This window comes from Escherichia whittamii (assembly GCF_014836715.1).
GTDB classification, from domain to species: domain Bacteria; phylum Pseudomonadota; class Gammaproteobacteria; order Enterobacterales; family Enterobacteriaceae; genus Escherichia; species Escherichia whittamii.
This window is the reverse complement of record NZ_JACSQI010000003.1, coordinates 209,629-234,007: the sequence shown is the minus strand read 5'-3', so window position 1 is coordinate 234,007 and position 24,379 is coordinate 209,629. Positions and strand designations below refer to the sequence as shown.

25 protein-coding genes and 1 other RNA gene are annotated in these 24,379 nt (G+C 51.4%); 19 read left to right on the top strand and 7 right to left on the bottom strand.

What is annotated here, in order from left to right; genetic code table 11:
• The first annotated feature begins 15 nt into the window (after nucleotides 1-15).
• Genes H9644_RS06820 through fucO form a run of 3 tightly spaced genes read left to right on the top strand, consistent with a single transcriptional unit; the run spans nucleotide 16 to nucleotide 2,177 of the window.
• Nucleotides 16-669, top strand: a complete 654-nt coding sequence (locus H9644_RS06820) for a class II aldolase/adducin family protein (protein WP_191773867.1) — start codon at nucleotides 16-18, stop codon at nucleotides 667-669.
• 33 nt (nucleotides 670-702) lie between these two features.
• Nucleotides 703-969 (top strand): HPr family phosphocarrier protein, encoded by a 267-nt coding sequence (locus H9644_RS06815; RefSeq protein WP_191773865.1) that lies wholly within the window; start codon nucleotides 703-705, stop codon nucleotides 967-969.
• 56 nt (nucleotides 970-1,025) lie between these two features.
• Nucleotides 1,026-2,177, top strand: coding sequence for a lactaldehyde reductase (fucO, locus tag H9644_RS06810; RefSeq protein WP_191773863.1), 1,152 nt, complete (start codon nucleotides 1,026-1,028; stop codon nucleotides 2,175-2,177).
• 24 nt (nucleotides 2,178-2,201) lie between these two features.
• Here the strand turns inward: fucO and H9644_RS06805 are convergent, their stop codons facing one another.
• From H9644_RS06805 to zapA, 3 genes are all read right to left on the bottom strand, one after another.
• Complete coding sequence (locus H9644_RS06805) at nucleotides 2,202-2,804, bottom strand: 5-formyltetrahydrofolate cyclo-ligase (RefSeq protein WP_064529779.1); 603 nt, start codon at nucleotides 2,802-2,804, stop codon at nucleotides 2,202-2,204.
• 20 nt (nucleotides 2,805-2,824) lie between these two features.
• A non-coding RNA gene (gene ssrS, locus H9644_RS06800) (6S RNA) lies at nucleotides 2,825-3,008 on the bottom strand.
• Between the two features lie 41 nt (nucleotides 3,009-3,049).
• Nucleotides 3,050-3,379, bottom strand: coding sequence for a cell division protein ZapA (gene zapA, locus H9644_RS06795; RefSeq protein WP_001276008.1), 330 nt, complete (start codon nucleotides 3,377-3,379; stop codon nucleotides 3,050-3,052).
• Between the two features lie 167 nt (nucleotides 3,380-3,546).
• Between zapA and ygfB the strand changes: the two genes are divergently transcribed.
• From ygfB to ubiI, 4 genes are read left to right on the top strand one after another with little or no spacing between them, the layout of a single operon-like run.
• Nucleotides 3,547-4,125: a UPF0149 family protein YgfB gene (ygfB, locus tag H9644_RS06790; RefSeq protein ID WP_191773861.1), complete on the top strand. Its 579-nt coding sequence runs from the start codon at nucleotides 3,547-3,549 to the stop codon at nucleotides 4,123-4,125.
• Nucleotides 4,126-4,150: 25 nt separating this feature from the next.
• Entirely contained in the window at nucleotides 4,151-5,476 is a 1,326-nt protein-coding gene (gene pepP, locus H9644_RS06785) for a Xaa-Pro aminopeptidase (RefSeq protein WP_191773859.1), read from the top strand.
• A complete protein-coding gene (ubiH, locus tag H9644_RS06780) occupies nucleotides 5,473-6,651 on the top strand; it encodes a 2-octaprenyl-6-methoxyphenyl hydroxylase (RefSeq protein ID WP_191773857.1) in 1,179 nt (392 codons plus the stop codon). The genes pepP and ubiH overlap by 4 nt, the downstream gene beginning before the upstream one ends.
• Before the next feature lie 22 nt (nucleotides 6,652-6,673).
• Entirely contained in the window at nucleotides 6,674-7,876 is a 1,203-nt protein-coding gene (ubiI, locus tag H9644_RS06775; protein WP_191773855.1) for an FAD-dependent 2-octaprenylphenol hydroxylase, read from the top strand.
• A gap of 73 nt (nucleotides 7,877-7,949) precedes the next feature.
• Here ubiI and H9644_RS06770 read toward each other — a convergent pair whose 3' ends face one another.
• Nucleotides 7,950-8,033, bottom strand: a complete 84-nt coding sequence (locus H9644_RS06770; protein ID WP_123057965.1) for a hypothetical protein — start codon at nucleotides 8,031-8,033, stop codon at nucleotides 7,950-7,952.
• Between the two features lie 288 nt (nucleotides 8,034-8,321).
• Here H9644_RS06770 and gcvT point away from each other — a divergent pair, with 288 nt between their 5' ends.
• The 4 genes from gcvT to H9644_RS06750 all read left to right on the top strand — a co-directional run bounded on the left by gcvT (nucleotide 8,322) and on the right by H9644_RS06750 (nucleotide 14,173).
• A complete protein-coding gene (gene gcvT, locus H9644_RS06765; RefSeq protein WP_191773853.1) occupies nucleotides 8,322-9,416 on the top strand; it encodes a glycine cleavage system aminomethyltransferase GcvT in 1,095 nt (364 codons plus the stop codon).
• Between the two features lie 23 nt (nucleotides 9,417-9,439).
• Complete coding sequence (gene gcvH, locus H9644_RS06760) at nucleotides 9,440-9,829, top strand: glycine cleavage system protein GcvH (RefSeq protein WP_001295377.1); 390 nt, start codon at nucleotides 9,440-9,442, stop codon at nucleotides 9,827-9,829.
• A gap of 118 nt (nucleotides 9,830-9,947) precedes the next feature.
• On the top strand, nucleotides 9,948-12,821 hold the full coding sequence (gene gcvP, locus H9644_RS06755; RefSeq protein ID WP_191773851.1) for an aminomethyl-transferring glycine dehydrogenase: 2,874 nt from the start codon (nucleotides 9,948-9,950) through the stop codon (nucleotides 12,819-12,821).
• Nucleotides 12,822-13,279: 458 nt separating this feature from the next.
• The gene (locus H9644_RS06750; protein WP_191774061.1) at nucleotides 13,280-14,173 is read left to right on the top strand and encodes a transporter; all 894 of its coding nucleotides are present in this window, start codon (nucleotides 13,280-13,282) and stop codon (nucleotides 14,171-14,173) included.
• A 47-nt stretch (nucleotides 14,174-14,220) separates the two neighbouring features.
• On the opposite strand, the gene bglA is transcribed toward H9644_RS06750, so the two are convergent.
• Entirely contained in the window at nucleotides 14,221-15,654 is a 1,434-nt protein-coding gene (gene bglA, locus H9644_RS06745; RefSeq protein WP_064529874.1) for a 6-phospho-beta-glucosidase BglA, read from the bottom strand.
• Between the two features lie 44 nt (nucleotides 15,655-15,698).
• On the opposite strand from bglA, the gene yqfB reads away from it, so the two are divergent.
• Nucleotides 15,699-16,010, top strand: coding sequence for a N(4)-acetylcytidine aminohydrolase (gene yqfB, locus H9644_RS06740; protein ID WP_064529787.1), 312 nt, complete (start codon nucleotides 15,699-15,701; stop codon nucleotides 16,008-16,010).
• Nucleotides 16,011-16,173: 163 nt separating this feature from the next.
• Complete coding sequence (gene trhA / locus H9644_RS06735; protein ID WP_191773849.1) at nucleotides 16,174-16,833, top strand: PAQR family membrane homeostasis protein TrhA; 660 nt, start codon at nucleotides 16,174-16,176, stop codon at nucleotides 16,831-16,833.
• Nucleotides 16,834-17,251: 418 nt separating this feature from the next.
• Here trhA and ygfZ read toward each other — a convergent pair whose 3' ends face one another.
• The gene (gene ygfZ / locus H9644_RS06730; protein ID WP_064529789.1) at nucleotides 17,252-18,232 is read right to left on the bottom strand and encodes a tRNA-modifying protein YgfZ; all 981 of its coding nucleotides are present in this window, start codon (nucleotides 18,230-18,232) and stop codon (nucleotides 17,252-17,254) included.
• A gap of 251 nt (nucleotides 18,233-18,483) precedes the next feature.
• Between ygfZ and sdhE the strand changes: the two genes are divergently transcribed.
• Complete coding sequence (sdhE, locus tag H9644_RS06725) at nucleotides 18,484-18,750, top strand: FAD assembly factor SdhE (protein ID WP_000354046.1); 267 nt, start codon at nucleotides 18,484-18,486, stop codon at nucleotides 18,748-18,750.
• Nucleotides 18,731-19,138: a protein YgfX gene (locus H9644_RS06720; RefSeq protein WP_191773847.1), complete on the top strand. Its 408-nt coding sequence runs from the start codon at nucleotides 18,731-18,733 to the stop codon at nucleotides 19,136-19,138. The genes sdhE and H9644_RS06720 overlap by 20 nt, the downstream gene beginning before the upstream one ends.
• A 39-nt stretch (nucleotides 19,139-19,177) precedes the next feature.
• Here H9644_RS06720 and fldB read toward each other — a convergent pair whose 3' ends face one another.
• Complete coding sequence (fldB, locus tag H9644_RS06715) at nucleotides 19,178-19,699, bottom strand: flavodoxin FldB (protein ID WP_191773846.1); 522 nt, start codon at nucleotides 19,697-19,699, stop codon at nucleotides 19,178-19,180.
• Nucleotides 19,700-19,810: 111 nt separating this feature from the next.
• Between fldB and xerD the strand changes: the two genes are divergently transcribed.
• The 4 genes from xerD (at nucleotide 19,811) to prfB (ending at nucleotide 24,370) form a co-directional block, all read left to right on the top strand.
• Entirely contained in the window at nucleotides 19,811-20,707 is an 897-nt protein-coding gene (gene xerD, locus H9644_RS06710) for a site-specific tyrosine recombinase XerD (protein WP_191773845.1), read from the top strand.
• Nucleotides 20,708-20,731: 24 nt separating this feature from the next.
• Nucleotides 20,732-21,442, top strand: coding sequence for a bifunctional protein-disulfide isomerase/oxidoreductase DsbC (gene dsbC / locus H9644_RS06705; protein ID WP_064529793.1), 711 nt, complete (start codon nucleotides 20,732-20,734; stop codon nucleotides 21,440-21,442).
• Nucleotides 21,443-21,447: 5 nt separating this feature from the next.
• On the top strand, nucleotides 21,448-23,181 hold the full coding sequence (gene recJ, locus H9644_RS06700) for a single-stranded-DNA-specific exonuclease RecJ (RefSeq protein WP_064529794.1): 1,734 nt from the start codon (nucleotides 21,448-21,450) through the stop codon (nucleotides 23,179-23,181).
• A 90-nt stretch (nucleotides 23,182-23,271) separates the two neighbouring features.
• Nucleotides 23,272-24,370, top strand: a protein-coding gene (gene prfB / locus H9644_RS06695) for a peptide chain release factor 2 (RefSeq protein ID WP_095522726.1) whose coding sequence is annotated in 2 segments (ribosomal slippage) — nucleotides 23,272-23,346 and nucleotides 23,348-24,370 — 1,098 coding nt in all. Because the reading frame shifts where the segments join, the coding sequence is not laid out codon by codon here.
• Nucleotides 24,371-24,379: the final 9 nt, after the last annotated feature.

Genomic DNA, 24,379 nt, shown 5'->3' with positions numbered 1-24,379 from the left:
AGAAGGAGCATTATTATGTTAGAAATATTAAAGCAGCAAGTTGTAGAAATGGCAAAAACAACCCAACTATGGGGGATGTGTAAACACAAAGCCGGGAATACTAGTGTCCGTGACCCAGAAACAGGACTTATTTGTGTTACACCGACCACTGTTGATAAAAATGAATTAACCGTTCGGGATATTGTTATACTATCTCCCCAGGGTGATATTGTCGAAAACCTTTCCGGGCTTCGGCCCACCAGTGAATGTATGATGCACCTACAGGCTTACCGGACACGGCCGGACATCCACGCTATTTGTCATACACATTCGCGCTTTGCTTCTATTTTCGCAGCACTGGAAAAAAGTATTCCGGCAGTTATTTATGAATGTGCAATTTTGAATCTACAACAGGGGATTGTACCCGTTGCACCATTTGCACTACCTGGAACTCAAGAACTGGCATTAAGTATTATTGAGCCCCTGAAACAATCTGATGCCATTTTATTGGGGCGTCATGGCGCGATGACCGTTGATGTGTCATCTTATGATGCTGTTTTAAAATCAGCTTATCTGGAAGAACTGGCTGAAATTTATTATCACATGCTACTGGTTAATGGGTTGCAGGAACCGAAAGTATTTAGCGGCGAGGATCTTGCACGCTGGTCGTACCCACTGGTGATTAGATAATCCATTATAAATCACAAGGAAATAAGGTGGTATATGATTAAGGAAATAGTGAGGGTGACAAACAAAACAGGGCTTCATGCCCGACCAGCAAGTGTGCTGGCCAAAGCCGTCAAACAATTTCACTGTGTCATAACTTTAAATTATAAGGGGAAAGCAATAAAGCCATATAGTGCCATGGCCTTATTGACTGCAGGAATTAAAGCCAACTCCCAAATCGAATTGATTTGTGATGGTGTTGATGAAAAGCAAGCAATTGCGGAATTGAAAAGGTTATTTGCAATAGGGTTTGGGCATGATTAAGAAAAAAGCTTATTAATGCATTGATAACACAATATCCGTTTAATAAGGAAGCTATTGTGATAAATAGAAACGTATTTAATCCTATTGCCTATTTTGGTAATGGGGCGGTAAAACATATTATAGATGAAGTGCAAACACGAAAATTATCTAAAGCATTTGTTGTCACTGATTCACAGATTGTTAGATGCGGCGTAAGCGAAAAAATAACCCGCTTATTAGAAAAAAATAATCTGGCTTACACCGTATTTGATGGTGTTGAAGCTAACCCAACAATTGATAATGTACAGGCTGGCGTCAGCGCTTTTGAGTGCAGCGATGCGGATTATTTGATTGCGGTAGGGGGCGGATCTTCAATAGATACGGCTAAAGCAATCGGAATCATTATTGCTAATCCTGGCTTCACCGATGTGCGTTCACTGGAAGGCGCTGCAGCTACAGATAACCCAGCCATACCGACCATTGCAGTACCAACTACGGCAGGCACAGCGGCAGAAGTGACCATTAACTATGTCATCACGGATGTAGAAAATAGGCGTAAATTTGTTTGTTACGATCCACATTCCGTGCCGGTGGTTTCAATTATTGATGCAGGCATGATGTCTTCTATGCCTCCATCATTAAAAGCGGCGACCGGGATTGATGCCCTCACGCATGCGATTGAGGGTTACATCACTCTCGGGGCGTGGACATTAACTGATATGTTCCATTTACAAGCGATTGAGCTCATCGCCGCTGCGCTGAGGGCTTCCGTGGCAGGAGATGCCCAGGCAAGTGAAGATATGGCGCTGGGACAATATATTGCCGGGATGGGATTTTCAAATGTTGGTTTGGGGCTGGTGCACGGCATGGCGCATCCATTAAGTGCATTTTACGGCACGCCTCACGGCATGGCGAATGCTGTTCTGCTCCCGCATATCATGGAATGGAATTCGGCGTTTACCGAGGGAAAATATCGCAGTATTGCGGCAGCGTTTGATATACCGCAAGCGTATACCATGCCGTTATCCGAAGCGCGTAGCGAGGCGGTGGACGCAGTTCGAAGGCTTAATCAGGATATCGGGATACCATCACGCTTACGTGACATTGGGATGAAAGAAGAGGATGCAATGGCTTTAGCGACTGCTGCTCTGGCTGACATCTGTACTGGGGGCAATCCTCGGCCTGTGACCTTGACGGATATCCTGCAGCTTTATCGCCGACTGTATTAATTACGCACTGGGAGTGACTCGCTCTCACCACTCCCAGATTTTCGATGGCGTAACCACCGCAGGCAGCGGGACGTCCCATTCTTCTACGGGGAGTTTTTCCACTAACTGGCAATCATGGGCGTAACCTACTGGCTGCATGTTGTAGTGCTGCCAGTTTTGCAATGTCCGATCATAAAATCCACCGCCCATTCCGAGGCGTTGACCGTACTCATCAAAGGCGACCAGCGGCGTGATCAGCACATCCAACCGGGAAAGGGGAAGCACATCGCGTACGTCCAGTTTTGGCTCGTGGATCTTCAACCTGTTCATCACCAGTTCACTTTGTGGATGGTAATTCAGGAAGAGTAAATTACCGACACTGAAGGGATGTAAAACGGGAAGATACACGCGCTTACCCGCGCGCCAGAGTTGCTCAATGAGCGGTTGAGTGTCGAGTTCGCCATCAAAAGAGAGGAATACAGCGACCGTATGCGCCATCACTACAGGGGGATAACTCATCATCCGCGTGGCGGCTTGTTGACCCATTTCGAGTTGTTGCTCCGGCGTTAACGCACGACGACGCAGCCGAATCATTTTACGGATTTCTTGTCGGGATAATGTCAGTGGGAGTTCTGGTAGTTGTGTCATGGCTGGTGCCAGATAAGAAGGGAATCTCCGAGATGCCGCCGCAGGCTGTAACCCTTGAACCCTTGGTTCAAGGTGAATGTGTCGTCGCAGTTTTAAGGCTTCTCGGACGGACCGAGCATGCTCACCAACCACGGAGCGCCACATTCTTGTGGTATGAAATATCGGCTCAGGGGACTGGCCCGCTTGCGAACATCTCAGAGAAATTTTGTCTTCACGGTTACTCTACCACAGTAAACCGAAAAGTGTCATTCAAAGTTTTGGTTCGTTTTTTCGGTGATGCGACCTTGTTCAAGTAACGCTTGTTCTATGGTCTGTTGCAGCATCCGAATACGCTGTTCCATACTTGCCGCGTAGTCACGAGTCTTCGCTTTTTCTTGCGCTAACTCGTAGCTGATATTCAATGCGGCAATGAAGACCAACTGTTCAGTATTTGTGACTCTAGTGCGTTCTTTCAGATCTTGCAACCGTTGGTTCAGATCGTCCGCAGCCTGATTCAACGCATCCCTTTGGTCAGGCGGGCAGTTCACACGCAGTGAACGGCCAAAAATTTGGATATCGACGGGTTGTGCAGACATGCCACCTTCCTGCTGATTGACTGCGCTGCCTTCGCCTTCAGACCTTTGGTCTGCGAAGGGGCGAAACTATAGCTACCCTGGTGCAATGAGACAAGCCCTTTTCTGGTCCACCAGGGTCCAAAGTGATAGCATATCATGAATCTTCCTCCCTTTGATGCCGAATGCTTATGTCAATACAGAACGAAATGCCTGGTTACAAAGAAATGAACCAGTATCTGAACCAACAAGGGACAGGTCTGACCCCAGCTGAAATGCATGGTTTAATCAGCGGGATGATATGTGGCGGTAATGATGACAGCTCTTGGCTGCCGCTGCTTCACGACCTGACGAACGAAGGTATGGCTTTCGGGCATGAACTTGCCCAGGCATTGCGCAAAATGCACTCTGCCACCAGTGATGCCTTGCAAGATGACGGCTTCCTTTTTCAGCTTTATCTGCCTGATGGCGATGACGTTAGCGTTTTCGATCGCGCTGATGCGTTGGCAGGCTGGGTAAACCACTTCCTGCTCGGTCTTGGCGTCACTCAGCCGAAGCTGGATAAAGTGACTGGCGAAACCGGTGAAGCCATTGACGATCTGCGTAACATCGCGCAGCTGGGCTACGACGAAGACGAAGATCAAGAAGAGCTGGAAATGTCGCTTGAAGAGATCATCGAGTACGTCCGTGTTGCTGCACTGTTATGCCACGACACCTTTACTCATCCGCAACCGACCGCGCCAGAAGTACAAAAACCAACTCTACACTAAAAACAAAAAACGTAAGGAGAGTGTTATGAGTGAGATATCTCAGCAGGAATTTCAGCGCCGCCGTCAGGCCCTGGTGGAGCAAATGCAACCCGGTAGCGCCGCGCTGATTTTTGCAGCACCAGAAGTGACCCGTAGCGCCGACAGCGAATACCCCTATCGTCAGAACAGCGACTTCTGGTACTTCACCGGCTTTAATGAACCGGAAGCGGTGCTGGTGCTGATTAAAAGCGATGACACTCATAATCACAGCGTTTTGTTTAACCGCGTGCGTGACCTGACGGCGGAGATCTGGTTTGGTCGTCGTTTAGGTCAGGATGCCGCGCCAGAGAAACTGGGCGTTGATCGCGCTCTGGCGTTCAGCGAAATCAATCAGCAACTTTATCAACTCCTTAATGGCCTGGATGTGGTTTACCACGCTCAGGGCGAATATGCGTATGCTGATGAAATCGTGAATAGTGCGCTGGAAAAACTGCGTAAAGGCTCGCGGCAAAATCTCACCGCGCCAGCAACGATGATCGACTGGCGTCCCATCGTTCATGAAATGCGCCTGTTCAAATCGCCGGAAGAGATCGCCGTACTTCGCCGCGCGGGGGAAATCACCGCACTGGCGCATACACGGGCGATGGAAAAATGCCGTCCGGGGATGTTTGAGTACCATCTGGAAGGCGAAATACACCACGAATTTAACCGCCACGGCGCACGTTACCCTTCCTATAACACCATTGTTGGCAGCGGTGAAAACGGCTGCATTTTGCATTACACCGAAAACGAGTGTGAAATGCGCGACGGCGACCTGGTGCTGATTGATGCTGGTTGTGAATATAAAGGTTACGCTGGTGATATCACCCGCACCTTCCCGGTCAATGGCAAATTCACCCAGGCCCAGCGTGAAATCTACGACATTGTGCTGGAATCTCTCGAAACCAGCTTGCGCCTGTATCGTCCGGGAACCTCTATTCAGGAAGTCACCGGTGAAGTGGTGCGTATCATGATTAGCGGCCTGGTAAAACTGGGGATACTGAAAGGTGATGTTGATGAACTCATCACCCAGAATGCACATCGTCCTTTCTTTATGCATGGCCTTAGCCATTGGTTAGGTCTGGATGTTCATGACGTTGGCGTTTATGGCCAGGATCGCTCGCGCATTCTTGAACCCGGCATGGTACTGACCGTAGAGCCAGGGCTGTATATTGCGCCGGATGCGGATGTGCCAGAACAATATCGCGGTATCGGCATTCGTATTGAAGACGACATTGTGATTACCGAAACCGGCAACGAAAACCTCACTGCCAGCGTGGTGAAAAAGCCGGAAGAGATCGAAGCGTTGATGGCAGCTGCGAGAAAGCAATGAGCGTAATCATCGTCGGTGGCGGCATGGCGGGCGCGACGCTGGCGCTGGCTATTTCCCGACTAAGTCACGGGGCGCTGCCGGTACATCTGATTGAAGCGACTGCACCAGAGTCACATGCCCATCCAGGTTTTGATGGCCGGGCTATTGCGCTGGCGGCGGGTACCTGTCAGCAGCTGGCGCGCATCGGTGTCTGGCAATCTCTGGCTGATTGCGCAACCGCCATCACTACCGTTCATGTCAGCGATCGCGGCCACGCCGGATTCGTCACCCTTGCCGCAGAAGATTATCAACTCGCGGCGCTAGGGCAGGTTGTCGAATTGCACAATGTCGGGCAACGACTGTTTGCGCAACTGCGCAAAGCACCTGGTGTCACGCTTCACTGCCCGGATCGCGTAGCTAATGTTGTCCGTACCTCAAGTAACGTTGAAGTGACGCTGGAGAGTGGCGAGACGCTGACGGGCCGAGTGCTGGTAGCCGCTGACGGCACCCATTCAGCGTTAGCAACCGCGTGCGGCGTTGACTGGCAGCAGGAGCCTTACGAGCAACTGGCAGTGATTGCCAACGTTGCAACTTCCGTTGCGCACGAAGGCCGCGCTTTTGAACGCTTTACGCAATATGGCCCACTGGCGATGTTACCGATGTCTGACGGACGCTGTTCGCTGGTCTGGTGTCATCCACTGGAACGACGTGAAGATGTGCTGGCGTGGAGCGACGAGAAGTTTTGCTGTGAACTCCAGTCTGCCTTTGGCTGGCGACTTGGGAAAATTACCCACGCCGGAAAACGCAGTGCTTATCCGCTGGCGTTAACCCGCGCAGCCAAACCGATTACCCATCGCACCGTGCTGGTGGGCAATGCGGCGCAAACTCTGCACCCGATCGCCGGGCAAGGATTTAACCTCGGTATGCGTGATGTCATGAGTCTTGCCGAAACCCTGACTCAGGCGAAGGAACGCGGAGAGGATATTGGAGATTACGGCGTATTGTGCCGCTATCAGCAGCGTCGACAGAGCGATCGCGAAGCGACCGTCGGCGTCACGGACAGTCTGGTGCATCTTTTTGCCAATCGCTGGGCGCCGCTGGTTGTCGGGCGCAACATCGGGCTGATGGCGATGGAATTATTCACTCCGGCACGCGATGTGCTGGCGCAGCGCACCCTCGGTTGGGTCGCGCGTTGAAGGCGGTTTTAAGGAATAAACAATGCAAAGTGTTGATGTAGCCATTGTTGGCGGCGGCATGGTGGGGCTGGCGGTTGCCTGCGGCTTACAGGGTAGCGGTTTACGCGTCGCCGTACTTGAGCAGCGCTTACCGGAACCTCTGGCGGCGGATGCACCACCACAACTGCGCGTTTCGGCTATAAATGCCGCCAGCGAAAAATTGCTCACCCGTCTTGGCGTCTGGCAGGACATTCTCTCCCGTAGAGCCAGTTGCTATCACGGTATGGAAGTGTGGGACAAAGACAGTTTTGGTCACATCTCTTTTGACGACCAAAGCATGGGCTATAGCCATCTTGGGCATATCGTTGAAAATTCAGTTATTCACTACGCGTTGTGGAACAAAGCGCAACAGTCGTCAGATATCACGCTGCTGGCCCCCGCAGAATTACAGCAGGTCGCCTGGGGAGAAAATGAAACCTTCCTGACGCTGAAAGACGGCAGCATGTTAACGGCGCGTCTGGTGATTGGTGCGGACGGCGCTAATTCCTGGTTGCGCAACAAAGCCGATATCCCGCTGACTTTCTGGGATTATCAGCATCACGCCCTGGTAGCGACCATTCGCACTGAAGAACCGCATGAAGCGGTAGCGCGACAGGTTTTCCATGGCGAGGGCATTCTGGCTTTTTTGCCATTTAGCGATCCGCATCTTTGCTCGATTGTCTGGTCCCTGTCGCCAGAGGAAGCGCAGCGGATGCAGCAGGCAGGTGAAGACGAATTTAATCGTGCGTTAAATATCGCTTTTGATAACCGCCTGGGCTTATGCAAGGTCGAGAGTGAACGTCAGGTGTTCCCGCTGACAGGGCGTTATGCACGCCAGTTTGCTGCGCACCGTCTGGCGCTGGTGGGCGACGCCGCGCATACCATTCATCCGCTGGCGGGGCAGGGGGTAAATCTCGGCTTTATGGATGCCGCAGAGCTGATTGCTGAACTGAAACGGTTGCATCGTCAGGGTAAAGACATCGGGCAGTACATTTACCTGCGTCGCTATGAACGTAGCCGCAAGCACAGTGCGGCACTGATGCTGGCAGGTATGCAGGGCTTCCGCGATCTGTTTTCCGGGGCTAATCCGGCGAAAAAACTGCTGCGCGATATTGGTCTGAAACTGGCTGATACGCTTCCAGGCGTTAAACCGCAACTCATTCGTCAGGCGATGGGATTAAACGATTTGCCTGAATGGCTGCGTTAAAAATTTCTCCTCTTTTGTTTATTTGATACCCATCACACTTTCGTCTCCCGGTTTTTTAACCGGGGGATTTTCCTCATTTGAAATAAACTAATTTCACCCGCAATTTCGCATTATATTTTCTAATGTCGTTAATTTTTGATTTAGTGATTTTAGACAATTTTTTAGTTCTTAATATTGGTTTATTCAAAGTCGTTTTATTAATACGTAATATTTGTTCAAAGGTATCATGTTTTTTAGTTTTTTATTCTATTGCGATTCTGGCGATTTTTAACCATAAGCTAATGTGATGATCAATTTTTCCTTATGGTTAACCGTCTGTTTCGGTGGTAAGTTCAGGGAAAAGAGAACGATTGCGTTGGGGACCGGGAGTGGCTCCGATGCTGGGTTTCGTGGTGACAATTTCACCACGAAAAGTTGTCAGCCCCGCTTATTCAATGAGGACAAGATGGCACAACAGACTCCTTTGTACGAACAACACACGCTTTGCGGCGCTCGCATGGTGGATTTCCACGGCTGGATGATGCCGCTGCATTACGGTTCGCAAATCGACGAACACCATGCGGTACGTACCGATGCCGGAATGTTTGATGTGTCACATATGACCATCGTCGATCTTCGCGGCAGCCGTACCCGGGAGTTTCTGCGTTATCTGCTGGCGAACGATGTGGCGAAGCTCACCAAAAGCGGCAAAGCCCTTTACTCGGGGATGTTGAATGCCTCTGGCGGGGTGATAGATGACCTGATTGTCTACTACTTCACTGAAGATTTCTTCCGCCTCGTTGTTAACTCCGCCACCCGCGAAAAAGACCTCTCCTGGATTACCCAACACGCTGAACCTTTCGGCATCGAAATTACCGTTCGTGATGACCTTTCCATGATTGCCGTACAAGGGCCGAATGCTCAGGCAAAAGCAGCTACCCTGTTTAATGACGCTCAACGTCAGGCGGTGGAAGGGATGAAACCGTTCTTTGGCGTTCAGGCAGGCGATCTGTTTATTGCCACTACCGGTTATACCGGTGAAGCGGGCTATGAAATTGCGCTGCCAAATGAAAAAGCGGCCGATTTCTGGCGAGCGCTGGTGGACGCGGGCGTTAAACCTTGCGGTCTGGGGGCGCGTGACACGCTGCGTCTGGAAGCGGGTATGAATCTGTATAGCCAGGAGATGGACGAAACCATCTCTCCTTTAGCCGCCAACATGGGCTGGACCATCGCCTGGGAACCGGCAGATCGTGACTTTATCGGTCGTGAAGCCCTGGAAATGCAGCGTGAGCATGGCACAGAAAAATTAGTTGGCCTGGTGATGACCGAAAAAGGCGTGCTGCGTAATGAACTGCCGGTACGTTTTACCGACGCGCAGGGCAACCAGCAAGAAGGCATTATCACCAGCGGTACTTTCTCCCCGACGCTGGGTTACAGCATTGCGCTGGCGCGTGTGCCTGAAGGCATTGGCGAAACGGCGATTGTGCAAATTCGCAACCGTGAAATGCCGGTAAAAGTGACTAAACCTGTTTTTGTGCGTAACGGCAAAGCCGTCGCGTGATTTACTTTTTTGGAGATTGATTGATGAGCAACGTACCAGCAGAACTGAAATACAGCAAAGAACACGAATGGCTGCGCAAAGAAGCAGATGGCACTTATACCGTTGGCATCACCGAACACGCTCAGGAACTGTTAGGCGATATGGTGTTTGTTGATCTGCCAGAAGTGGGCGCAACGGTAAGCGCGGGCGATGACTGCGCGGTTGCCGAATCAGTAAAAGCGGCGTCAGACATTTATGCGCCAGTAAGCGGTGAAATCGTGGCGGTAAACGACGCACTGAGCGATTCCCCGGAACTGGTGAACAGCGAACCGTATGCAGGCGGTTGGATCTTTAAAATCAAAGCCAGCGATGAAAGCGAACTGGAATCACTGCTGGATGCGACCGCATACGAAGCATTGTTAGAAGACGAGTAACGGCTTTATCCCTCTTCTTCGGGAGAGGATCAGGGTGAGGAACATTTACGCCTCACCCTCACTCTCTTCGCAAGGAGAGAGGATCACCATTCACTGCACGTTTCAGGAACCATCGCTCATGACACAGACGTTAAGCCAGCTTGAAAACAGCGGCGCTTTTATTGAACGCCATATCGGACCGGACGCCGCGCAACAGCAAGAAATGCTGAATGCCGTTGGCGCACAATCGTTAAACGCGCTGACCGGCCAGATTGTGCCGAAAGATATTCAGCTTGCGACCCCGCCGCAGGTTGGCGCACCGGCGACCGAATTTGCCGCGTTGGCGGAACTCAAGGCTATTGCCAGTCGCAATAAGCGCTTCACGTCTTACATTGGCATGGGTTACACCGCCGTGCAGCTGCCGCCGGTTATCCTGCGTAACATGCTGGAAAATCCTGGCTGGTATACCGCGTATACTCCGTATCAACCTGAAGTTTCTCAGGGCCGCCTCGAAGCACTGCTCAACTTCCAGCAGGTAACGCTGGATTTGACTGGCCTGGATATGGCTTCGGCGTCTCTGCTGGACGAAGCCACTGCTGCTGCCGAAGCGATGGCGATGGCGAAACGCGTCAGTAAACTGAAAAATGCCAACCGCTTCTTCGTCGCTTCTGACGTTCATCCGCAAACGCTGGATGTCGTACGTACCCGCGCAGAAACCTTTGGTTTTGAAGTGATTGTCGATGACGCGCAAAAAGTGCTCGATCATCAGGACGTGTTCGGCGTGCTGTTACAGCAAGTCGGCACTACCGGTGAAATCCACGACTACACCACGCTTATCAGCGAACTGAAATCACGCAAAATTGTGGTAAGCGTCGCTGCCGACATTATGGCGCTGGTGCTGCTGACTGCGCCGGGCAAACAGGGCGCGGATATTGTCTTTGGTTCGGCACAACGCTTTGGCGTGCCGATGGGCTACGGCGGCCCACACGCGGCATTCTTTGCAGCGAAAGATGAATACAAACGCTCGATGCCGGGCCGTATTATTGGCGTATCGAAAGATGCCGCGGGTAATACTGCGCTGCGCATGGCGATGCAGACTCGCGAACAACATATTCGCCGTGAGAAAGCGAACTCCAACATTTGTACTTCGCAGGTACTGCTGGCAAACATTGCCAGCCTGTACGCCGTTTATCACGGTCCGGTTGGCCTGAAACGTATCGCTAACCGCATCCACCGTCTGACTGATATCCTGGCGGCGGGCCTGCAACAAAAAGGTCTGAAGCTGCGCCATGCGCACTATTTCGACACTTTGTGTGTGGAAGTAGCAGACAAAGCGAGCGTACTGGCGCGTGCCGAAGCGGCTGAAATCAACCTGCGTAGCGATATTCTGAACGCGGTTGGGGTAACCCTTGATGAAACCACCACGCGTGAAAACGTGATGCAGCTTTTCAGCGTACTGCTGGGCGATAACCACGGGCTGGACATCGACACGCTGGACAAAGACGTGGCTCACGACAGCCGCTCGATTCAGCCTGCAATGCAGCGCGACGACGAAATCCTCACCCATCCGGTGTTTAATCGCTATCACAGCGAAACCGAAATGATGCGCTATATGCATTCGCTGGAGCGTAAAGATCTGGCGCTGAATCAGGCGATGATCCCGCTGGGTTCCTGCACCATGAAACTGAACGCCGCCGCCGAGATGATCCCGATCACCTGGCCGGAATTTGCCGAACTGCACCCGTTCTGCCCACCGGAGCAGGCCGAAGGTTATCAGCAGATGATCGCGCAGCTGGCTGACTGGCTGGTGAAACTGACCGGTTACGACGCCGTCTGTATGCAGCCGAACTCTGGCGCACAGGGCGAATACGCGGGCCTGTTGGCGATTCGTCATTATCACGAAAGCCGCAACGAAGGGCATCGTGATATCTGCCTGATCCCGGCCTCTGCACACGGGACTAACCCAGCTTCCGCGCATATGGCAGGAATGCAGGTGGTCGTTGTGGCGTGTGATAAAAATGGCAACATCGATCTGGCTGACCTGCGTGCGAAAGCGGAACAGGCGGGCGAAAATCTCTCCTGCATCATGGTGACCTATCCTTCCACCCACGGCGTGTACGAAGAAACTATCCGTGAAGTGTGTGAAATCGTGCATCAGTTCGGCGGCCAGGTTTACCTTGATGGCGCGAATATGAACGCCCAGGTTGGCATTACCTCGCCGGGCTTTATTGGCGCAGATGTTTCGCATCTCAACCTGCATAAAACTTTCTGCATTCCACACGGCGGTGGCGGTCCGGGTATGGGACCGATCGGCGTGAAAGCGCATCTGGCGCCGTTTGTGCCGGGTCATAGCGTGGTGCAAATCGAAGGCATGTTAACCCGTCAGGGCGCGGTTTCTGCGGCGCCGTTCGGTAGCGCCTCTATCCTGCCAATCAGCTGGATGTACATCCGCATGATGGGCGCAGAAGGGCTGAAAAAAGCAAGCCAGGTGGCAATCCTCAACGCCAACTATATTGCCAGCCGCCTGCAAGAAGCGTTTCCGGTGCTGTATACCGGTCGTGATGGTCGCGTGGCGCACGAATGTATTCTCGATATTCGTCCGCTGAAAGAAGAAACTGGCATCAGCGAGCTGGATATTGCCAAGCGTCTGATCGACTACGGTTTCCACGCGCCGACCATGTCGTTCCCGGTAGCGGGTACGCTGATGGTGGAACCGACTGAATCCGAAAGCAAAGTAGAACTGGATCGCTTTATCGACGCGATGCTGGCTATCCGCGCGGAAATCGATCAGGTGAAAGCCGGCGTCTGGCCGCTGGAAGATAACCCGCTGGTGAACGCGCCACACATCCAGAACGAACTGGTTGCAGAGTGGGCGCATCCGTACAGCTGTGAAGTTGCGGTATTCCCGGCAGGCGTAGCAAACAAATACTGGCCGACGGTGAAACGCCTGGATGATGTGTACGGCGACCGTAACCTGTTCTGCTCCTGCGTACCGATTAGCGAATACCAGTAATTCACTGATTCGACTATCTTCTAAAGGCGCTTCGGCGCCTTTTTGTGCTTTGTTTATGCCGGATGCGAGGTGAACGCTTTATCCGCCCCACAACATTTCGACATTAAATATATTGCTGTAAAAACATGTCTGATAATCGTAACGCATCAGGCAACTTTTCGCTTGTCATCAGTCTGTTAGTCGGAATTTAATTTCCCTGTTTTTGTTACGTTTCTGATTGGTTATTTGTCGAGAGTTATTTTTATTGAGCCGTTATTTAATAGAAATAACACTATATGTTTACACGTAATCACAAATACTTTCTCTCCGAAATCGTTATTTATCTCTCAATATAATTACAAAAATTTTCGTATATTAATTCTGTTAAATTATTCGCCTAAATAATAAAAATAAAACAAACATAAACAACGAGAATAATTCACACCTTAGTGCTTTGTTTTTCATACCTGGAGGGAATGATGAAACGATTTATATTTCTACCATTAATAACATGTTTTTTATCAATGAATGCAGCGGCAGCTGAAGGAGAAAACAAACCCAGCAATCTGTTAGGCGCGCCAGTTAATACCGCTATTTCTGGAGGTTCAGTATTGCCAGAAGGAATGTTATTAACTGCTGTGAATAGTTCATTTCGTGATAAAGACCATCAAATTGAGGGACACGGGAGTCCGGATGTTTACTCTCAGATATGGTTATTGAAGATTCGTTATGGTCTGACCGACAGGCTGGAACTCTCCACAGTAGGTTCTTATATCAACAACCAGCGAGATAACTTATCGCCAGAACATATTGAAGGTATGGGCGATCAATCTGTTGGCGCAACTTATGCTTTAATGAGCCAGCGAAGAGGTGATCCGTTTTGGGTTACGGTAGGTGGGGCGTTATTACTACCCACCGGGCAAGATGGAGATAATCATTTGCCTGGGAACAGCGCCTGGGGGGGAAGAGTATCACTCTCTTTAACAAAATCATTCACTCCTAACTTTAAAGGGGATATGGATTTTGTATATCAGGGACCATTTGAGCGCGGTAACCAGGACGTGAAACGAGGCAATGAATTCCAGTGGAATACCCAGGTGCGGTATATGTTCAGTGATTTTCCGCTGGATATTGGTCTGGAAAGTGCCTACAGCAATAACGCTTCAGGTACGAAAAAATTGCCTAATGGCAGCACCATTAATAACCACTCAGGTACTACCGAATGGGTTGTTGGCCCGTCATTTAACGTTGCCGTTGAACCATTGAAATTATGGTTTGGTGCCGGGGCTTTCTTTCCGGTAATGCAGGAAGCGAAGTCGCCAGCTAAGATGGAAGATGTTCGCTGGGAATTTAAAATCGGTAAGACCTGGTAAATCCGGTGCAGAATGTTACCCGCCTGCTGGCGGGTAACATGCGGGAATTAGAGCTTCTCGCCGTTGCTGGCTATCACCTCTTTGTACCAGTTAAAGCTCTTCTTACGTGAACGCGACATATCGCCAGTACCGTCGTCATGCTTATTCACATAGATAAAGCCGTAGCGTTTGCTGTACTGCCCGGTGGTGAACGACACGCAATCGATGCAGCCCCACGGTGTGTAGCCCATCAGCTCCACGCCATCGTAAGTCACCGCTTTTTTCATCTCTTCAATATGGGCGCGTAGGTAATCAATGCGATAGTCGTCGTTGATGCTACCGTCTTCTTCCACTTTGTCGTAAGCGCCAAAACCGTTTTCGACAATAAACAGAGGCTTCTGATAACGCTCATACAGCTCGCAAAGCGCGTAACGCAGACCCACAGGATCAATCTGCCAGCCCCAGTCAGATGCTTTAACATACGGGTTTGGTACGCTGCCTTCAAAACCAGAGATCGCATCGCCGGTGCCGCCTTCAGCCTTCACTGCGTTGGTCATGTAATAGCTAAAACCAAGATAATCGCAGGTACCTTCACGCAGCACATCCAGATCGCCGTCTTCCATTTTGATGTTAAATCCGCGACGCTCCCACTCGTTCAGCACATAGGACGGGTAATAGCCGCGCAGCTGCACATCGGTAAAGACGTAGCGTTCGCGCATTGACTCCTGGGCGAACATTACGTCATCCGGGTTACAGGAGTAAGGATAGAGCGGCACCATTGCCAGCATACAGCCGACTTTCATCTCCGGGTTAATGCGACGCGCGGCTTTCACCGCCAGGGCGCTGGCGACAAACTGGTGATGCAGCACCTGGTACATGGTTTCTTCCGGGTTTTCATGCTCGGTATAAACCACGCCGGAGCAGCAGTAACCGAACAGCGGCGCACGCCAGTTACGCTGATTGTTAATTTCGTTGAAGGTCATCCAGTATTTGACTTTGTGCTTATAGCGTTCGAATACCACTTCCGCGAAATGCACAAAGAAATCAACCACTTTACGGTTGGTCCAGCTACCGTATTGTTGCACCAGATGCAACGGCATTTCAAAGTGGGAGAGAGTGATCACCGGTTCGATGTTGTGTTTCAGCAGTTCATCGAACATATCGTCGTAGAACTTCAGCCCTTCTTCATTAGGTTGTGCTTCATCGCCTTTAGGGAAAATGCGCGTCCAGGCGATGGAAGTACGAAAACATTTGAAGCCCATTTCAGCAAATAGCTTGATGTCTTCTTTGTAGTGACCATAAAAATCAACGGCTTCATGGTTCGGATAGTATTTGCCAGGCAAAACCTCTTTGGTGATTTCGCGCGGTACGCCGTGTGCGCCACCGGTTAGCACGTCACAAATACTCGGCCCTTTGCCGCCTTTGTTCCAGCCGCCTTCGACCTGATGAGCGGCAACTGCGCCACCCCATAAGAAATCTTTCGGTAAGGTGAGTTTTTTCACTATCATAGGCTCCAAATGAATCAATTCTTACAGGAAATAGTACCATGCAGCCAAACGACATCACTTTTTTTCAACGTTTCCAGGATGACATTCTGGCTGGGCGTAAAACCATCACTATTCGCGACGAGTCTGAATCGCACTTTAAATCGGGCGATGTGCTCCGCGTTGGGCGCTTTGAAGATGACGGCTATTTTTGCACCATTGAAGTCACCGCAACTTCAACCGTAACGCTGGATACTCTCACAGAAAAACATGCACAACAGGAAAATATGACTCTGGCTGAACTGAAAAAGGTCATTACCGATATCTATCCTGGTCAGACACAGTTTTATGTAATTGAATTTAAATGCCTTTAAATTGAACTCACGCCTGTTAGTTGAAATTTCGCATTTAATTTCATGATCTTTCGGAGATTAGTCCCAAATCAGAATTTATTTTAGCTAACAGGTGTTCACTGGAACTATTCTCAGTTACGCTGGAGAGGTATACACGTGCGTGTACGTTTCTCCGGAGTAAGTTATGGTTCAGAAGCCTCTCATTAAGCAGGGATATTCGCTGGCAGAGGAAATTGCCAACAGCATCAGTCACGGCATTGGGCTGGTGTTTGGTATCGTCGGGTTGGTGTTGCTACTGGTTCAGGCGGTGGATCTTAATGCCAGCGCCACGGCGATAACCAGTTACAGCCTCTATGGCGGCAGTATGATCCTGCTGTTCCTCGCTTCGACGCTCTATCACGCAATCCCCCATCAACGGGCAAAAATGTGGCTGAAGAAATTTGACCACTGCGCTATTTATCTGTTGATTGCCGGAACCTACACGCCATTTTTGCTGGTGGGGCTGGATTCTCCACTAGCGCACGGGTTGATGATTGTTATCTGGAGCCTGGCATTGCTGGGGATTCTGTTCAAACTGACCATCGCGCACCGATTTAAAGCCTTATCTCTGGTGACCTATCTGGCGATGGGCTGGCTGTCGCTGGTAGTGATTTATGAAATGGCTGTTAAGCTCGCGGCGGGCAGCGTTACTTTACTGGCAGTAGGCGGCGTGGTTTACTCGCTTGGGGTGATTTTCTACGTCTGCAAACGCATCCCATATAACCACGCCATCTGGCACGGCTTTGTGCTCGGTGGCAGTGTGTGCCACTTTCTGGCGATCTATTTGTATATTGGGCAGCCGTAATTGCGGTGCATTTGTAGGCCTGAAAAGACACACCAGTGTCGCTTCAGGCATCGGAGCACAATTGCCGGATGCGGCGTGAATGCCTTATCCGGCCTACGGGCCGCGTCCCTGTTGTGATAAAGGTATCATATCGTAGGCCTGATAAGACGCGTCAGCGTCGCATCAGGCATTGGAGCACAACCGCCGGATGCGGCGTGAACGCTTTATCCGGCCTACAGGTCCGGCACATTTGTAGGCCTGATAAGATGCGCCAGCATCGCATCAGGCATCGTGCGCCGACTGCCGGATGCGGCGTGAACGCTTTATCTAGTCTACGGGTCGTTTCCCTTTTGTGAAAAAGGCACCGAGTTGTAGGCCTGACAAGACGCGTCAGCGTCGCATCAGGCAATGGATGCCCGGAGCGGATCGATACAGAGATTTACTCTTCCAGCGAATACGGCAGCGGCTCGATACGCAGGGTATTTACATCATCGCGCACGCGGAAGATGCTGTCCGGTTCCATATCGTTATTCATCACCACCTGAACCACGACCTGACCATCTTCCAGTTTTACCGCAGCCAGCACCGTACCGGTACGGCGCCAGTTTTCGCCCATTTTCAGCTCAATGTCTTCACCTGCTTCCGGCAGTCGACTGGCGCTACCTGCCAGCAACCAGAGCGCGCGTTTGTTGGCACCACGGAATTTTGCTCGTGCCACCATCTCTTGCCCGGTATAGCAGCCTTTTTTAAAGCTGATGCCGCCCAGCGCCTGAAGATTGGTTGCTTGCGGGATAAACTGCCCGCTGTTAGCGGCATCAATCACCGGAAAACCCGCTTCAATGTTTAATGCCAGCCACTGTTGGCTATTGTTCAGTTCCGCTTCACCGCGCAGTTTATCGGTCAATGTATTGGCGGTAGCTTCATCGGTTACGATCAGAAAACGTTCTGCCGGGTGTTCAAACCATAGCAGGGTGGTCGCGCCTTCTCTGACGACCTGCTTTTCCTTCGAAGGCAGTTCGCTAAAGAGATTTGCCAGCGCGGCACGTGCCTGAAAACCGGCTACTCCGAGCAGCACACGCTCATCGTCTGGCGCGATGGTCACTTTAGAAAACACCGCATATTTTTTCAGTTCAGTCAGCTGCGAATCACGCACGCTGCGGCGTTCAATCCACGCAAAGCCATCGCCATCGCGGAACAGACGCAAATTGCTCCACATTTTACCTTTGGCGTCGCAATGGGCGGCGAGCAAATGCTGGTCTTCTGACATCTGGCTGACATCTGCTGTCACCTGGCCCTGCATATATTTTTCGCTGTCCGCGCCAGAAATGGTAGCAAGCGCCCAGTCATCAAGCGTCATCAGCGTCAGCGGTAAACGGGCAGAAGCCGTAGGCTGACGGGGAGGAAAAGGTGTAAAAGCCATAATGGTGTCCTGTGTAACAAACGGCGTATTAATGACTAATGGTAAAAGAGCTATGAGGCAATGCAAGTGCTTTCACTACGCGATCTGTGCCTTCTGATATGCTTTGCGAGGTGACATCCAAAAAAATGAAGCCATTGAATTGTTGCGGATTAATTTCGCGATCGTGATTGTGTTTACCGATATTCCCGCAAAAGAAGTCGAAAAACACGTTACAATATCCAGGTACTGGATTTTCGTGAGACAGGAAGAAGATGGACATTAACAACAAAGCCCGCATTCATTGGGCATGCCGCCGTGGTATGCGCGAACTCGATATTTCAATCATGCCGTTTTTCGAACATGAGTACGACAGCTTAAGCGATGACGAAAAACGCATCTTTATTCGTCTGCTGGAATGTGACGATCCCGATCTGTTCAACTGGCTGATGAATCACGGTAAACCGGCCGATGCAGAACTGGAAATGATGGTCCGACTCATCCAGACACGGAATCGGGAACGTGGTCCTGTGGCAATCTGATCTGCGCGTCTCCTGGCGCGCGCAGTGGCTTTCCTTGCTGATTCATGGGCTGGTTGCCGCTGTTATTTTACTCATGCCCTGGCCGCTAAGTTACACCCCGCTATGGATGGTGTTGCTTTCGCTGGTGGTATTTGATTGCGTTCGCAGCCAGCGGCGCATTAATGCTCGCCAGGGGGAGATTCGCCTGTTGGTGGACGGGCGATTGCGTTGGCAAGATCAGGAGTGGAGCATCGTCAAAGCGCCGTGGATGATTAAAAGCGGCATGATGTTGCGTTTACGCGCTGATAGCGGCAAACGTCAACATTTGTGGCTGGCAGCAGACAGCATGGACGAAGCCGAATGGCGGGATTTGCGGCGAATTTTGTTGCAACAAGAGACGCAAAGGTAAACATGACGGCAATGCTAATGTGCAACGCCGTCAGTCCTGTCAGGCGTAATGCTCTGCCATTTCGTTAAGGATTTGCTCACACCAGCTCTGAATACGCTCGTCGCTGAGGTCATACTGGTTAGTTTCATCCAGTGCCAGACCAACGAACAACTGTCCGTCAGCAATTACCGGTTTCGGGCTGGTAAATTCATATCCTTCCGTTGGCCAGTAGCCGACGAACTTCACGCCTTTGGTCGAGAGTTTGTCATGCAGCATGCCGAGCGCATCAAGAAACCACTCGCCGTATCCCAGCTGATCGCCAAGCCCATATAACGCAACAATTTTACCGTCGAGGTTCAGGTCGTCGAGCTGATCCCAGACGGCTTCCCAGTCTTCCTGGATTTCGCCAAAATCCCAGGTCGGGATACCCATAATGAGCACATCGTACTGCTCCATTAATTTTGGGGAGTCGTCCTTGAGGTTATGTAAGGTCACCAGTTCTGGGCCGATAATATCGCGGATTTTTTCCGCCGCCATTTCGGTGTAACAGGTGCTGGAACCGTAAAAAAGACCCATATTCATAACGTAAGCTTCTCGATTCTGCTGTGGCTTTTACGGCTAGTGTATCAGAATCGTTTTAGTCACGGCACAATAAGGCATAATGGATCAAACGAGTAACGATAAGGGGCGCAAGTGAAACAAGATCTGGCACGCATCGAGCAGTTTCTGGATGCCCTGTGGCTGGAAAAAAATCTCGCCGAAAATACTTTGAACGCATATCGTCGCGATCTGTCAATGATGGTGGAGTGGCTGCATCATCGCGGGCTGACGCTGGCAACGGTGCAAAGTGATGATTTGCAGGCATTACTGGCAGAACGGCTGGAGGGCGGGTATAAAGCCACCAGTTCAGCACGTTTGCTGAGTGCGGTGCGCCGATTGTTCCAGTATCTTTATCGCGAAAAATTTCGTGAAGACGATCCCAGCGCGCATCTGGCTTCGCCGAAATTGCCCCAGCGTTTGCCGAAAGATTTAAGCGAAGCGCAGGTTGAAAGATTATTACAGGCACCTTTAGTCGATCAGCCTCTGGAGCTTCGCGATAAAGCGATGCTCGAAGTGCTGTATGCTACCGGGCTGCGTGTCTCGGAACTGGTTGGGCTGACAATGAGCGATATTAGTCTGCGCCAGGGCGTGGTACGAGTCATTGGTAAAGGCAACAAAGAGCGCCTTGTGCCGTTAGGTGAAGAGGCGGTCTACTGGTTGGAAAACTATCTGGAACACGGGCGGCCATGGCTATTGAACGGTGTGTCGATTGACGTGCTGTTTCCCAGCCAGCGTGCGCAGCAGATGACGCGCCAGACCTTCTGGCACCGCATTAAACATTATGCCGTGCTGGCGGGTATCGATAGCGAAAAGCTGTCACCGCATGTGTTGCGTCATGCCTTTGCCACTCATTTGTTAAATCATGGTGCGGACTTACGCGTGGTGCAGATGTTGTTGGGCCATAGCGATCTCTCCACCACCCAAATTTATACGCATGTCGCCACCGAGCGTCTGCGGCAACTTCATCAACAGCATCACCCACGGGCGTGATGTCTGAAAAGAACAGGAAGATTTATGAAGAAAGGTTTTATGTTATTTACTTTGTTGGCGGCGTTTTCAGGCTTTGTTCAGGCGGATGACGCGGCTATTCAACAAACCTTAGCCAAAATGGGCATCAAAAGCAGCGATATTCAGCCCGCGCCCGTGGCTGGCATGAAGACAGTTCTGACCAACAGCGGTGTGTTGTATATCACCGATGACGGCAAGCATATCATTCAGGGGCCGATGTATGACGTTAGCGGCACGGCTCCGGTCAACGTCACCAATAAGATGCTGTTAAAGCAACTAAACGCGCTTGAAAAAGAGATGATTGTTTATAAAGCGCCGCAAGAAAAGCACGTCATTACCGTGTTCACCGATATTACTTGTGGTTACTGCCACAAACTGCATGAGCAGATGGCAGACTACAACGCGCTGGGGATCACCGTGCGTTATCTCGCTTTCCCGCGTCAGGGGCTGGAAAGCCAGGCGGAGCAACAAATGAAAGCCATCTGGTGTGCAAAAGATAAAAGTAAAGCCTTCGATGACGTAATGGCAGGCAAAGCTGTTACCCCGGCAAGTTGCGATATCGATATTGCCGACCATTACGCACTTGGCGTACAGCTTGGCGTTAGCGGTACTCCGGCAGTTGTTCTGAGTAATGGCACACTTGTTCCGGGCTACCAGCCGCCCAAAGAGATGAAAGAATTCCTCGACGAACATCAAAAAATGACCAGCGGTAAATAATTCGCGTGAAACAACAGATAAAACTTCGTCGCCGCGAAATCGATGAAACGGCAGACCTGCCTGCTGATCTGCCACCCTTGCTGCGTCGTTTATACGCCAGTCGGGGCGTGCGTAGTGCGCAGGAACTGGAACGCGGTGTTAAAGGCATGTTGCCCTGGCAGCAACTGAGCGGCGTCGAAAAGGCCGTTGAGATCCTTTACAACGCTTTTCGCGAAGGAACGCGGATAATCGTGGTCGGAGATTTCGACGCCGACGGCGCCACCAGCACTGCCCTTAGCGTGCTGGCGATGCGTTCGCTTGGCTGCGCCAACATCGACTTCCTGGTGCCGAACCGTTTTGAAGACGGTTACGGCTTAAGTCCGGAAGTGGTTGATCAAGCGCATGCTCGTGGCGCGCAGTTGATTGTGACGGTGGATAACGGCATTTCCTCTCACGCGGGCGTTGAACACGCTCGCACGCTAGGCATTCCGGTTATTGTTACCGATCACCATTTGCCGGGCGATACGTTACCCGCGGCGGAAGCCATTATTAACCCTAACTTGCGTGACTGCGATTTTCCATCGAAGTCACTGGCTGGCGTAGGCGTCGCATTTTATCTGATGCTGGCGTTGCGCACCTTTTTGCGCGATCAGGGCTGGTTTGATGACCGTGGCATTGCAATCCCTAATCTGGCGGAGTTGCTGGATCTGGTGGCACTCGGGACGGTGGCGGACGTGGTGCCGCTGGATGCGAATAACCGCATCCTGACCTGGCAGGGCATGAGCCGCATCCGCGCCGGGAAGTGCCGCCCGGGGATTAAAGCTCTGCTTGAAGTGGCAAACCGCGATCCACAAAAACTCGCCGCCAGCGATTTAGGTTTTGCGCTGGGGCCACGCCTCAATGCTGCCGGGCGACTGGATGATATGTCCGTCGGTGTGGCTCTGTTGCTGTGCGACAACATCGGCGAAGCGCGTGTGCTGGCAAATGAACTCGACGCCCTAAACCAGACGCGCAAAGAGATTGAACAGGGAATGCAGGTTGAAGCCCTGACCCTGTGCGAGAAACTAGAGCGCAGCCGCGACACGCTGCCCGGCGGGCTGGCAATGTATCATCCTGAATGGCATCAGGGGGTTGTCGGTATTCTGGCTTCGCGAATTAAAGAGCGTTTTCACCGTCCGGTTATCGCGTTTGCGCCAGCAGGAGACGGTACGTTAAAAGGTTCTGGACGCTCTATTCAGGGGCTGCATATGCGCGATGCGCTGGAGCGCTTAGACACGCTCTATCCGGGCATGATGCTCAAGTTTGGCGGCCATGCGATGGCGGCTGGCCTGTCGCTGGAAGAGGATAAATTTGAACTTTTTCAGCAACGCTTTGGCGAACTGGTTACCGAGTGGCTGGACCCCGCATTATTACAGGGTGAAGTTGTCTCCGACGGCCCGTTAAGCGCTGAAGAAATGACCATGGAAGTGGCGCAGCTGCTGCGTGATGCTGGCCCGTGGGGGCAAATGTTCCCGGAACCGCTGTTTGATGGTCATTTCCGCCTGCTGCAACAGCGGCTGGTGGGCGAGCGTCATCTGAAAGTGATGGTCGAACCGGTCGGCGGCGGCCCGCTGCTGGATGGTATTGCGTTTAACGTTGATACGGCCCTTTGGCCCGATAACGGCGTGCGTGAAGTACAGCTAGCCTATAAACTGGATATCAACGAGTTTCGCGGCAACCGCAATCTACAGATTATCATCGATAATATCTGGCCAATTTAGCGTCATCCTCTCTATAAAAAAGAGCGTGGATTGGGTACAATCCCGCTCTTATCACCGCATTTTGACTAGCTCAATAAAAGAAATCAGACCATGTTTGAAATTAATCCGGTAAATAATCGCATTCAGGACCTCACGGAACGCTCCGACGTTCTTAGGGGGTATCTTTGACTATGACGCCAAGAAAGAGCGTCTGGAAGAAGTAAACGCCGAGCTGGAACAGCCGGATGTCTGGAACGAACCCGAACGTGCGCAGGCGCTGGGTAAAGAGCGTTCCTCCCTCGAGGCTGTCGTCGATACCCTCGACCAAATGAAACAAGGGCTGGAAGATGTTTCCGGTCTGCTGGAACTGGCTGTAGAAGCTGACGACGAAGAAACCTTTAACGAAGCCGTTGCAGAACTCGACGCCCTGGAAGAAAAACTGTCGCAGCTTGAGTTCCGCCGCATGTTCTCCGGCGAATATGACAGCGCCGACTGCTACCTTGATATCCAGGCTGGTTCCGGCGGTACGGAAGCACAGGACTGGGCAAGTATGCTTGAGCGTATGTATCTGCGCTGGGCAGAATCGCGCGGTTTCAAAACTGAAATTATCGAAGAGTCGGAAGGTGAAGTGGCGGGTATCAAATCCGTGACTATCAAGATTTCCGGCGATTATGCTTATGGTTGGCTGCGCACAGAAACTGGCGTTCACCGCCTGGTGCGTAAGAGCCCGTTTGACTCCGGCGGTCGTCGCCATACGTCGTTCAGTTCAGCATTTGTTTACCCCGAAGTGGATGACGATATCGATATCGAAATCAACCCGGCTGATCTGCGCATCGACGTCTACCGTGCATCCGGCGCGGGTGGTCAGCACGTTAACCGTACAGAATCAGCGGTGCGTATTACTCACATCCCGACCGGGATTGTGACTCAGTGCCAGAACGACCGTTCCCAGCATAAGAATAAAGACCAGGCCATGAAGCAGATGAAAGCGAAGCTTTATGAACTGGAGATGCAGAAGAAGAATGCTGAGAAACAGGCGATGGAAGACAACAAATCTGATATCGGCTGGGGCAGCCAGATTCGTTCTTATGTCCTTGATGACTCCCGCATTAAAGATTTGCGTACCGGGGTTGAAACCCGCAACACGCAGGCGGTGCTGGATGGCAGCCTGGATCAATTTATCGAAGCAAGTTTGAAAGCTGGGTTATAAGGAACCAAC

Bases quoted from the DNA above. Each gene is read 5' to 3' on its own strand.
- ygfZ (WP_064529789.1), bottom strand. From the start codon at position 18,232: ATGGCTTTTACACCTTTTCCTCCCCGTCAGCCTACGGCTTCTGCCCGT.
- H9644_RS06815 (WP_191773865.1), top strand. From the start codon at position 703: ATGATTAAGGAAATAGTGAGGGTGACAAACAAAACAGGGCTTCATGCC.
- dsbC (WP_064529793.1), top strand. From the start codon at position 20,732: ATGAAGAAAGGTTTTATGTTATTTACTTTGTTGGCGGCGTTTTCAGGC.
- gcvH (WP_001295377.1), top strand. From the start codon at position 9,440: ATGAGCAACGTACCAGCAGAACTGAAATACAGCAAAGAACACGAATGG.
- H9644_RS06820 (WP_191773867.1), top strand. From the start codon at position 16: ATGTTAGAAATATTAAAGCAGCAAGTTGTAGAAATGGCAAAAACAACC.
- fldB (WP_191773846.1), bottom strand. From the start codon at position 19,699: ATGAATATGGGTCTTTTTTACGGTTCCAGCACCTGTTACACCGAAATG.
- sdhE (WP_000354046.1), top strand. From the start codon at position 18,484: ATGGACATTAACAACAAAGCCCGCATTCATTGGGCATGCCGCCGTGGT.
- H9644_RS06805 (WP_064529779.1), bottom strand. From the start codon at position 2,804: ATGACACAACTACCAGAACTCCCACTGACATTATCCCGACAAGAAATC.
- ygfB (WP_191773861.1), top strand. From the start codon at position 3,547: ATGTCAATACAGAACGAAATGCCTGGTTACAAAGAAATGAACCAGTAT.
- ubiI (WP_191773855.1), top strand. From the start codon at position 6,674: ATGCAAAGTGTTGATGTAGCCATTGTTGGCGGCGGCATGGTGGGGCTG.
- gcvP (WP_191773851.1), top strand. From the start codon at position 9,948: ATGACACAGACGTTAAGCCAGCTTGAAAACAGCGGCGCTTTTATTGAA.
- H9644_RS06750 (WP_191774061.1), top strand. From the start codon at position 13,280: ATGAAACGATTTATATTTCTACCATTAATAACATGTTTTTTATCAATG.
- ubiH (WP_191773857.1), top strand. From the start codon at position 5,473: ATGAGCGTAATCATCGTCGGTGGCGGCATGGCGGGCGCGACGCTGGCG.
- yqfB (WP_064529787.1), top strand. From the start codon at position 15,699: ATGCAGCCAAACGACATCACTTTTTTTCAACGTTTCCAGGATGACATT.
- trhA (WP_191773849.1), top strand. From the start codon at position 16,174: ATGGTTCAGAAGCCTCTCATTAAGCAGGGATATTCGCTGGCAGAGGAA.
- gcvT (WP_191773853.1), top strand. From the start codon at position 8,322: ATGGCACAACAGACTCCTTTGTACGAACAACACACGCTTTGCGGCGCT.
- pepP (WP_191773859.1), top strand. From the start codon at position 4,151: ATGAGTGAGATATCTCAGCAGGAATTTCAGCGCCGCCGTCAGGCCCTG.
- zapA (WP_001276008.1), bottom strand. From the start codon at position 3,379: ATGTCTGCACAACCCGTCGATATCCAAATTTTTGGCCGTTCACTGCGT.